The sequence below is a fragment of the uncultured Porphyromonas sp. genome (assembly GCF_938039215.1).
Taxonomy (GTDB): domain Bacteria; phylum Bacteroidota; class Bacteroidia; order Bacteroidales; family Porphyromonadaceae; genus Porphyromonas.
Map to the genome: position 1 here is coordinate 25,048 of NZ_CALHVI010000054.1, position 10,242 is coordinate 35,289.

The following is a 10,242-nucleotide window of genomic DNA, read 5'->3' on the forward strand; positions in this document are numbered from 1 at the left end:
CTTGCACGTTAGTCCAAGACTTCTCTTATCTTTGTATCGGAAACTCAATTACTACTAACACAAAAATATCCTATCGCACAATGAGCAAGATCGGTATTTTCTATGGCTCCTCTACTGGCTCCACCTCTGAGGTAGCTCAGCGCCTGGCTAAGGCCCTCGGTGCAGAAGCAAACGTATTCGATGTAGCAAGCGCTGACGCTGCTGATGTCGCTGGCTTCGATGTCCTCCTCCTCGGCTCTTCTACTTGGGGTCTGGGTGACCTGCAGGACGACTGGGAAGACTTCCTCCCCAAGCTCGCTGAGCAGGACCTCGCTGGCAAGAAGGTCGCTCTCTTCGGTTGCGGTGACGCTGACAGCTATCCCGACAGCTTCTGCGAAGCTATCTTCAAGATCTACGAAGGTCTAGCAGGTACGGGTTGCTCCTTCATCGGTGCTTATGAGCCCGAAGGCTACAGCTACGATGCTACCCAGACTGAGCAGGATGGTAAGCTCATCGGTCTCTGCATCGACGAAGCTAACCAGTCCGACCTCACCGACGAACGTATCGAGAAGTGGGTCGCTCTCATCCAGCCTGAGCTCTAGAAGCGTACCCCCATCTAAAGGAAGTTGCCCTCCGACTCCTCCTCCCTCATGGGAAGGAGAGCCGAAGGGCAACTTTTTGTATCTTTAGGCTGTAGTAATCACTCAGCTATTACCTAGCTATTTTCCATTCAATATCAAATACACTATGAAGCAAACTACACTCCTCGCAGGCTTCGCTCTGGCTCTGATGGGCTGGGCTACTCCGTCTGCAGAGGCTTGCTCCGACTTGATCGTGGGCAAGAAGGCTTCGGTCGACGGCTCCGTCATGATCAGCTATTCGGCCGACTCACACACGCTCTACGGTGACCTCGTCCACTATCCTGCCAAGGCGTGGGGCAAGGGGCTTATGCTCCAGATCCACGAGTGGGATACGGGTAAGCCCCTCGGGTATATCCCTCAGGCTCCCGTCACGTACAACGTCGTGGGCAATATGAACGAGCATCAGGTCGCCATCACCGAGAGTACTTGGGGCGGACGCAAGGAGCTCCACGATCCTCAGGGCATCATGGACTACGGGAGCCTCATCTACGTAGCTCTTCAGCGCTCGACGAGCGCCCGTGAAGCCATCCGTATCATGACGGATCTCGTCCGTGACTACGGCTACCACAGCTCTGGGGAATCCTTCACCATCGCCGATAAGAACGAGGTATGGATCATGGAGCTCATCGGCAAGGGGCCTAACAAGAAGGGCGCTACTTGGGTGGCTATCCGCATCCCTGACAACGCCATCGCTGCCCACGCTAACCAAGCACGCATTCACAAGATCCCCTTCGGCGACAAGGAGAACTGCATGTACGAGAAGGACGTGGTGAAGGTCGCTCGTGAGAACGGATGGTTCAAGGGCAAGGACAAGGACTTCGACTTCCAGAAGGCGTACAATCCCTACGACTTCAGCGGGCTACGTGCTTGCGAAGCTCGAGTATGGAGCTTCTTCCGCACCTTCGACAAGGGCATGGACAAGTATAAGAAGCACATCATGGGCGATGCCTCGGAAGAGCCCATGCCTCTGTACATCATCCCCGACCGCAAGGTAAGCCTAGCAGATGTCCGTGAGGGCATGCGCAATCACTACGAAGGCACCGAACTCTCGATGACCAACGACCCCGGGGCGGGCGCTTACAAGGTGCCTTACCGCTGGCGACCCATGACCTTCAAGAGCGAAGGCCGAGAATACTTCAACGAGCGTGCCATCGCCACCCAGCAGACGGGCTTCGTCCTGATCGCTCAGATGCGTAACTGGCTTCCCGACGCTATCGGCGGGATCCTTTGGTTCGGCGTGGACGATGCCAATACGGCCGTACTCACCCCGATGTACGCATCCATCACGGAGATCCCCGAATGCTACCGCAGAGGCAACGGCAGTATGACCGAGTTCAGCTGGACTTCGGCCTTCTGGATCCACAACTGGGTAGCGAACATGGCTTACCACCGCTACGAGCCCATGATTCGGGATATTCGCCCTGTTCAGAAGGCACTTGAGGACAGCTACACCGGCCTCGTCAAGGAAGCGGATGCTCGTGCACAGGAGCTCTACAAGGCGGATCCAGCGAAGGCTTCGGCTTACCTCACCCAGCTCTGTGGCAAGGTAGCCAACGAGACCACCGCACGCTGGAAGCAGCTCGGCGAATACCTCCTCGTCAAGTACATGGACGGCAACGTCAAGAAGGAGAAGGATGGCAAGTTCGAAGAGAATGGCTACGGCCAGATCGTCATGCCCAACTTCCCCGGTTACAGCCAGGATTACTACGATCAGGTCGCTAAGAGCGGCGAGGCCCAGCACCTCGAGGTCCCCAAGAAGGATAAGTAATCTCCGCTCTTTCTCATTAGGCTCTTCGCCCCCGTGCTCTTCGGAGTGCGGGGGCGAAGCTTTTTATGAAGAAGGGGGAAGCTCCTCGTATTTCGTCCTTACGGCCCGCGACTGTCTCCCTCTTCCCATCCTAAGAAATAGGACTGCCCACCCTAAGGCGAATGAGCGTCGTTGCCCGCTCTTTTGTCCCGCCTCAGGCCCCGCATTCCCACGGGCTTCGAACGGCGGGAAAATTCCGTATATGCGAAAATAAATTTCCGCATATGCGAAAAAATATTTCCGTATATAAGGAAATTTATTTTCGCATATACGGAATTTCTTTTCCTTGCGCACGGCAAAAAACCTTCATTCGAAGGGAAGGAATTTTTTGTACGTACGGCGATAAATTTCCTTACGTACGAAAATTTATTTCCGTACGTAAGAAAAAATATTTTCGTACGTACAGAAATTTCACCGCCTTCGAAGAGCGATAAAACAGATCGCCCACGGACCCCCACCACCGAGCGTGGGGAAGTCCGTGGACGATCCTTCTTGGGGCTCCGTCGGAGCGGAGGAAAAGAGCTACTTCAGTGCACCGAGTTCACGGCCGACCTTGATGAAGGCGGCGATCGCCTTGTCGAGGTGGTGACGTTCGTGAGCGGCAGAGAGCTGGACTCGGATACGTGCTTGGCCCTTGGGGACGACGGGGTAGTAGAAGCCCGTGACGTAGATCCCTTCTTCCAGCAGGCGAGCGGCGTACTCCTGCGAGAGCTTAGCGTCGTAGAGCATCACGGCGCAGATGGCTGACTGGGTGGGCTTGATGTCGAAGCCAGCAGCGAGCATCTTGTCACGGAAGTACTCGACATTCTCCATCAGCTTGGTGTGCAGGGCATCGCTCTCTTCGAGCATCTTGAAGACTTCAAGCCCAGCGCCAACGACGGCAGGAGGGATGGAGTTGCTGAAGAGATAGGGGCGAGAGCGCTGGCGGAGCATGTCGATGATCTCCTTCGGACCTGTGGTGAAGCCGCCGATGGCACCACCGAAGGCCTTGCCGAGCGTACCGGTGTGTAGGTCGATGCGTCCGTAGCAGTCGAACTGCTCGGCGACACCTCTACCCGTCCGCCCGACGACCCCTGCCGAGTGACATTCGTCTACCATCACCAGTGCGTCGTACTTCTCCGCTAGGTCGCAGATCTTGTCCATCGGAGCGACGTTGCCGTCCATGGAGAAGACCCCGTCGGTGACGATGATGCGGAAGCGTGCAGACTGCGCCTCTTGGAGCACTCGCTCGAGGTCTGCCATATTAGCGTTCTCATAGCGGTAGCGCTGTGCCTTACACAGACGCACGCCGTCGATGATCGAGGCGTGATTGAGCGCATCGCTGATGATCGCATCTTCGGGGCCGAATAGGGGCTCGAAGATCCCACCATTAGCGTCGAAGCAGGCGGCATAGAGGATCGTGTCTTCGGTGTGGAAGTAGCGAGCGATGGCTTGCTCGAGCTCCTTGTGGATGTCTTGCGTCCCGCAGATGAAGCGGACGGAGCTCATCCCGAAGCCTCGTGCATCCATAGCTTCCTTCGCTGCCTTCACTAGGCGAGGATGGTCGGATAGCCCGAGGTAATTGTTGGCGCAGAAGTTGATCACTTCCTGCCCCGTGCTGATCTTGATGTCAGCGGTCTGAGGGGTGATGATGATGCGCTCCCGTTTGTAGAGCCCAGCCTCATCGATGGCCTTGAGTTCCTCGGCGAGGAACTTCTTCATGTTCTTAAACATAGTCTTGTGTATGGTCTAGTGAACTTGCTTGCGGTAGGGTGGGAGCTTGCGAGCCTAGCCCTTGCGACGGATGGTCTCGATCATGTCTCGAGTCATGGCGGGCAAGTCATATTCGGGCTTCCAGTCCCATTCACTGCGAGCGCAGCTGTCGTCCAGCGAATTGGGCCACGAGTCGGCGATGCTCTGGCGCAGCGGATCGAGCTCGTAGGTCATCTGGAAGTCTGGGATAAGCTCTCGGATAGAGGCAGCGATCCCTTCGGGGTCGAAGCTCATCGAGGTCACGTTGAAGGAGTTGCGATGGATGAGGCGACTGGGATCGGCTTCCATCAGCTCGATGCAGGCACGTAGGGCATCGGGCATGTACATCATATCCATATAGGTGCCGGGGCGCAGAGGGCAAGCGAAGTGCCCCGTACGTACAGCGGCATAGTAGATATCTACAGCGTAGTCGGTAGTGCCACCTCCTGGAGGGGCTACATTAGATATAAGGCCTGGGAAGCGGACGGAGCGGGTATCGACTCCGAAGCGCTTCTGATAGTAATCGCTGAGGAGCTCGCCGGTGACCTTCGTCACACCATACATTGTCTTGGGGCGCTGGATGGTGTCTTGGGGTGTCATGTCATGGGGGGTCTCGGGGCCGAAGGAGCCAATGGAGCTGGGGGTGAAGACGGCGCAGCCTGTCTCACGAGCTACCTCAAGGACATTGAAGAGTCCACCTACTCCGATATGCCAGGCTAGCTGGGGCTTGGCTTCGGCTACGGCACTCAGCAGAGCAGCCAGATTGTAGATGGTGTCGATCTTGTAGCGGTGGACGATCTCGGTGATTTGCTGAGGATTGGTGATGTCTACCACTTCGCAGGGGCCTGTCTCCAGGAGTTCCCCTTTGGGAGGAGCTGCAGGGATGTACCCTGCCACGACCACGGGGTAGATACGGCGGAGCGTCAATGCTAGCTCGGTGCCAATCTGCCCTGTAGAGCCGATGATAAGGATGTTTTTCATACCTCTTTTTACTCGTGTTTATCGTGCGATGTCTCGCCGAGCAGGGTATCTTCTGTAGACGCTGCAGGTGCGAGGAATACCTAATATAGTGCGTACAAATGCCCTTTACTATGCGGTAAATGTAGCTATTCTCGTTGAATGGGGAAATAGTTCACGGAAGGCCCTCATCTAAGCCCTTGTATGCAAGCTCTCTAGGCTCTACTAGGCTAGACGAAAGAGTCTATATACCTTTGTGCCTACAATCATAGTTTTTTTAGGAAATGCGCCATTATCAGACCTCTACCTTAGCCTCGGGACTCAGGATCATCTTAGCAGAGGAGCCCGAAGCTACGGTCAGCTATCTCGGACTCGGGGTGCGTGTGGGCTCACGGGATGAGTCTCTACGCTTCCACGGCCTCTCGCATAGCATCGAGCACATGCTCTTCAAGGGGACACGACTGCGCTCTGCCCCTCAGCTCATCGAGCGTATGGAGGCTGTCGGTGCGGAGCTCAATGCCTTCACGACGAAGGAGGAGACGATGCTCTATGCCGTCTGCCCTTCGGTCTATGCTCGGCGTTCGCTCGCCGTACTGCTGGACATCGCTCGGCATAGTCGCTTCCCCGAGGAGGAGTGGGCGAAGGAGCAGGAGGTGATCCTAGATGAGATCCATTCGTATGAGGATAGCCCCTCGGAGCTGATCTTCGATGAGTTCGAGGATCAGGTCTTTCGCCCCCATCCGCTGGGGCATGCGATCCTAGGGACAGAGGCTTCGGTGGGGCGCATCACCACAGAGCATCAGCGACGCTTCTACCAGCGGCATTACCGCCCCGAGCGGATGGTGCTCTTCGCCCAAGGAGCGGTATCTATGGAGCTACTTGAGAAGTATGCTTCCCGAGCTTTCCCCGAGGAGGCAAAGGAAGGGGAAGGGAAGACCGAAGGGGCTAGCTCTAGCCCCAACTATCGCACAGAGGCAAGGCATGTAGTGCGTCGGCGAGGTACGGCTCAGAGCCACGTCCTGATGGGTTGCCCTGCCTTTGACCTCTTTGATAAGCGAAGGCTCGGGCTCAGCCTGCTAGCCAATATCCTCGGCGGGAATGGGATGAATGCACGGCTGAATATGGAGCTTCGGGAGAAGCGAGGCTTGGTCTACCATGTCGAGTGCAGCTATACCCCGCATACGGATGCAGGGCTCTTCTCCATCTATTTCGGTTCGTCCCACCGAGCGGAGGCCGAAGCTATGGAGCTCGTCTATCGTGAGCTGGAGCGCCTAGCGAAGGAACCGCTGACGGCGGCCGAACTCACGGCAGCTCTGCGTCAGACACGGGGGCAACTCCTCGTTGCCTCGGACAATAAGGAGCAGCACTTCCTCACCATGGGCAAGAGCTTCCTCCATACGGGGCACTTCGATACTGATGAAGAGCTCTCAGAGCGACTAGCTACCTTGACTCCCGAGGGGCTCTATGAGACGGCACGGGAGCTCTTCCAGCGAGCGAACTTCCACACGCTCATCTACCGCTAGGGGAGGGGACTATCATAGTCCCCCGAAGCGACCCATTCATGGGGTACAAGAGGGGGGCATTCATGGGTCGGTCGACCGACCCATGAATGCCCCCTTCTATGATCTATGTATGCCCCCTTCGCTTAGGTGAGGCGGAAGGAGCGTCGGTGGATGGGTGAAGCCCCAAGGCGAGCGATCGCCTCTCGGTGGGCGGGCGTAGGGTAGCCCTTATGCCCAGCAAGTCCATAGCCAGGATACTTCTCCTCCAGAGCGAGCATGAGCTCATCTCTGTGGGTCTTGGCGAGGATGGAGGCTGCGGCGATGCTGGTGAAGTGGGCATCTCCCTTGACGACGCAGACGTGGGGGATGTCGGGATAGGGATCGAAGCGATTGCCGTCGATGAGTAGCAGCTCGGGGCGGAAGACAAGATCGTTGATCGCTCGGTGCATCGCTCGGAAGGAGGCATGGAGGATGTTGATCTCGTCGATCTCTTCACTGGAGACGATCCCGACTCCCCATGCGAGGGCTTCGCTCTCGATGATGGGGCGGAGTGCCTCCCGTTGCTTCTCGGTGAGCTGCTTCGAGTCGTTGAGTAGCGGGTGGGAGAAGTGCTCGGGTAGGATCACAGCTGCTGCTACGACAGGGCCCGCAAGACAGCCTCGGCCCGCTTCGTCACAGCCACACTCCATGAGGGGCTCTTCACTCCAGCAGGAGGCCAGCGGGGTAGGCTTCTTCGACGTGCTCATCTCACTCTAGCTGAGCATGGGGACGACCCGATGGAGGGCTTCGAAGAAGCGATCGACCTCCTCACGGGTATTGTATAGGGCGAAGGAGGCTCGGGCGATGGCTTGATGCCCGTAGGCAGCGAGTAGAGGCTCGGCGCAGTGATGCCCCGTGCGGATGGCGATGCCCATGCGGTCGAGGAGCGTGCCGAGGTCGAAGGGGTGGATCTGCCCTATGCCGAAGGAGAGGATCCCCCCCTTGCCTGGGGCTTCGCCGAAGACGAAGCTCTCGGGGAATTCCCTCCGTAGTCGTTCCGTAGCGTAGGCGAGGAGCTCCTCTTCGTGCTGAGCGATGGCCTCCAGCCCGATCTGTCGCACGAAGTCGAGTGCCACGGCGAAGGCCCTTGATCCGACATAGTCAGGGGTGCCCGCCTCGAACTTAAATGGAAGGCTATTATAGGTCGTCTTCTCGAAGGTCACCTTCTCGATCATCTCTCCGCCTCCCATGTAGGGGGGCATCTGATCGAGAAGCTCGGGACGGCCGTAGAGCGCACCGATACCCGTAGGACCGTAGATCTTGTGTGCGCTGAAGGCGTAGAAGTCCGTACCGATCTCCTCCACATCGACGGGGGTGTGGGCGATGGCCTGTGCTCCATCCAGCAGGACCAGTGCCCCAGCTTCGTGCGCTAGACGAGTGACCTCCTTCACGGGATTGACCGTGCCGAGGACATTGCTGACATGGGCGATCGAGACGAGGCGGGTACGCTCAGAGAGGAGACTGCGGTAGGCATCCATATCCAGCTCCCCAAGGGGGGTCAGCGGGATGACTCGAAGTCGAGCGCCTCGGCGGGCGCACATCAGTTGCCAAGGGACGATATTGGAGTGGTGCTCCATGGTGCTGATGAGCACTTCATCACCAGGCTTGAGGAAGAAGGCTTCTCCGGCAGAGAAGGCTACGAGGTTGATCGCCTCTGTCGTCCCACGGGTGAAGATGAGCCCTTCGGGAGAAGGGGCACCGATGAAGGAGGCGACGCTCCGTCGGGCGGCCTCGTGGTGCTCCGTAGCGAGCTGGCTCAGGTAGTGGACACCCCGATGGACGTTGGCATTCGCTTCGTAGTAGGCGGCTTCGATAGTCTGGATGACACAGCGGGGCTTTTGGGTCGTCGCCGCATTATCCAGATAGACCAAGGGCTTGCCATAGACCTCTTGGCTAAGTATAGGGAATTCGTTTCTTATCGCTTCTAAAGATTCCATGATTGGGGAGTACGCTAATATATTCGTTTACAAAAGTACGCAATAACGGGTGCTTAGCTATGAATGCGGCGGTAGTACATTCTTGACCCCCTGCCAAGGAACCTACGGTAGGTCGTCCTTGCGACCTACTGTGGGTCGGTGAGGCGACCTACAGTAGGTTTTTTCGACGACCTACTGCAGGTCGTTTTTACCTCCCTCAAGCTACCCCTCTGGAGCGCCTCTGGAGGGGGGTAAATCAATAGCCAATCGCCCCCTAAGACGCATGCGGTCTTAGGGGGCGATTGGCTATAGATGCGTTGGGTGGAAGCTACTTCTTGGGAGTCGTCGGACGAGCTAGTGAAGCAGGACGAACCTCGAAGTCACTGGTGGAATTGTTGTCATCGACGAACTTCTTCCCGTCCCACTTACGGGCGAGGGAGAGACCCGAATACTTCTGCCAGTCACTCTTCGGCGTGTTCTTAGCCGCCTCCTCAGTGACGGCATTGTAGCCCCTGTCGAATGTATTCTTGTAGGGGTTGATCTTGTAGCGTCGCTTGGGGCAGACGGTGATGCAGTCCAGAGCCTTAGAGAAGGGGATCTCGATCGCATAGAAGTCGGCAAAGAGGCTATTGGTGACATTGATGTAATGGCGGTAGCCTGGTCGCTCCTTGGTATCCTGATAGTTCTCACGGAAGTCCTCTGGAGTCCAGGGGAGCTGGATGAGTACAATGCCATTCTGCCCCGAGAGTTGCTTGATGGCGAAGTCGGAGTACTTCTTCCCCTTGCTGTCTACACCAGTGAGGATGGGGACGAGGTCGGGGACATTGGGATTGTTCATCCCCTGCTTGTCGTAGTCGCCGTGCGTCCACTCCCAATCGGCCTTGGTGAGGTCAAGGAGATCATCCACACCCTTGTAGCGCTTGGGGTCTTCGGGTTCTTCGCCGTACTCCTCTGCCTGCTTGTTGAGTCGGATGAAGTACTCCTTAGCGTGGTCAATCGCATATTTGGCGATGACGACCGTCTGCCCTGGTTGGATGGGATGCTCCTTCCCGCTACCAGGGAAGAAGGAGATAGCTTCTACCCCGATGTACTTACGACGGAAGTCCTCCTTACCTGCGAAGGTACGTTCGTCTGAGGGGTCAAGAGCCGTGGTGCAGAGGGCATGGCCGTCGAGGTACTTGACTTCGGAAGTCGGGTTGTATATCGTGATGTACTGGTCATCTTCGTACCACGACTTCACGGGGGCAAGTCCCCACTCTTCGGGGAAACTCTTGGTGACAACGTGCCCGATGTAGAAGACCTCCTTGATGATCAAGTGATCGACGGAGGAGCGGGAATTGGATCGTCGGCGTGGAGCCTCGTTGCGAGTGCAGGCCACGATCCCCGAGAGGAAGAGTATAGCTAGAGTAAGACGATGTATATACGAGCGCATAGCTACGTGAATCTATTCATTGAAAAGGGTTAGACGAAGCCTAAGCCCCCACGAACATTAGTGTGTGTGGGGGCAAGGCTGTCTAAGAGGGTTAATAAGGAGGGAGAAGCCCAAAGGGCTGATTACTTGCTTAGGGGAGTACCCTTCTTGAAGCGGAGCGAAGCAGCTTGTACCATGAAGTCGCTGGTGGAGTTGTTGTCATCGACGAACTTCTTCCCGTCCCACTTGCGAATTATCG

At 56.8% G+C, this 10,242-nt stretch carries 8 protein-coding genes; 3 read left to right on the forward strand and 5 right to left on the reverse strand.

The features are described from left to right. Window positions 1-80: 80 nt before the first annotated feature. Together Q0336_RS07235 and Q0336_RS07240 are read left to right on the forward strand one after the other, a co-directional pair. Window positions 81-581: a flavodoxin gene (locus Q0336_RS07235; protein WP_298527173.1), complete on the forward strand. Its 501-nt coding sequence runs from the start codon at window positions 81-83 to the stop codon at window positions 579-581. A 145-nt stretch (window positions 582-726) separates the two neighbouring features. Then, window positions 727-2,388: a C69 family dipeptidase gene (locus Q0336_RS07240; RefSeq protein ID WP_298527177.1), complete on the forward strand. Its 1,662-nt coding sequence runs from the start codon at window positions 727-729 to the stop codon at window positions 2,386-2,388. Between the two features lie 561 nt (window positions 2,389-2,949). Here Q0336_RS07240 and kbl read toward each other — a convergent pair. Together kbl and Q0336_RS07250 are read right to left on the reverse strand one after the other, a co-directional pair. After that, the gene (gene kbl / locus Q0336_RS07245) at window positions 2,950-4,140 is read right to left on the reverse strand and encodes a glycine C-acetyltransferase (RefSeq protein ID WP_298527180.1); all 1,191 of its coding nucleotides are present in this window, start codon (window positions 4,138-4,140) and stop codon (window positions 2,950-2,952) included. Between the two features lie 54 nt (window positions 4,141-4,194). Then, entirely contained in the window at window positions 4,195-5,139 is a 945-nt protein-coding gene (locus Q0336_RS07250; RefSeq protein WP_298527183.1) for an NAD-dependent epimerase/dehydratase family protein, read from the reverse strand. 260 nt (window positions 5,140-5,399) lie between these two features. Between Q0336_RS07250 and Q0336_RS07255 the strand changes: the two genes are divergently transcribed. Then, a complete protein-coding gene (locus Q0336_RS07255) occupies window positions 5,400-6,638 on the forward strand; it encodes a pitrilysin family protein (protein ID WP_298527186.1) in 1,239 nt (412 codons plus the stop codon). Window positions 6,639-6,760: 122 nt separating this feature from the next. Here Q0336_RS07255 and Q0336_RS07260 read toward each other — a convergent pair whose 3' ends face one another. The 3 genes from Q0336_RS07260 to Q0336_RS07270 all read right to left on the reverse strand — a co-directional run bounded on the left by Q0336_RS07260 (window position 6,761) and on the right by Q0336_RS07270 (window position 10,004). After that, window positions 6,761-7,363: a ribonuclease HII gene (locus tag Q0336_RS07260; protein ID WP_298527189.1), complete on the reverse strand. Its 603-nt coding sequence runs from the start codon at window positions 7,361-7,363 to the stop codon at window positions 6,761-6,763. A 6-nt stretch (window positions 7,364-7,369) separates the two neighbouring features. Then, window positions 7,370-8,593 carry a cysteine desulfurase gene (locus Q0336_RS07265; protein WP_298527191.1) on the reverse strand — a complete coding sequence of 408 codons (1,224 nt, stop codon included), beginning with the start codon at window positions 8,591-8,593 and terminating at the stop codon, window positions 7,370-7,372. A 307-nt stretch (window positions 8,594-8,900) separates the two neighbouring features. Beyond that, window positions 8,901-10,004 carry a DUF4876 domain-containing protein gene (locus Q0336_RS07270; RefSeq protein ID WP_298527194.1) on the reverse strand — a complete coding sequence of 368 codons (1,104 nt, stop codon included), beginning with the start codon at window positions 10,002-10,004 and terminating at the stop codon, window positions 8,901-8,903. Window positions 10,005-10,242 lie beyond the last annotated feature (238 nt).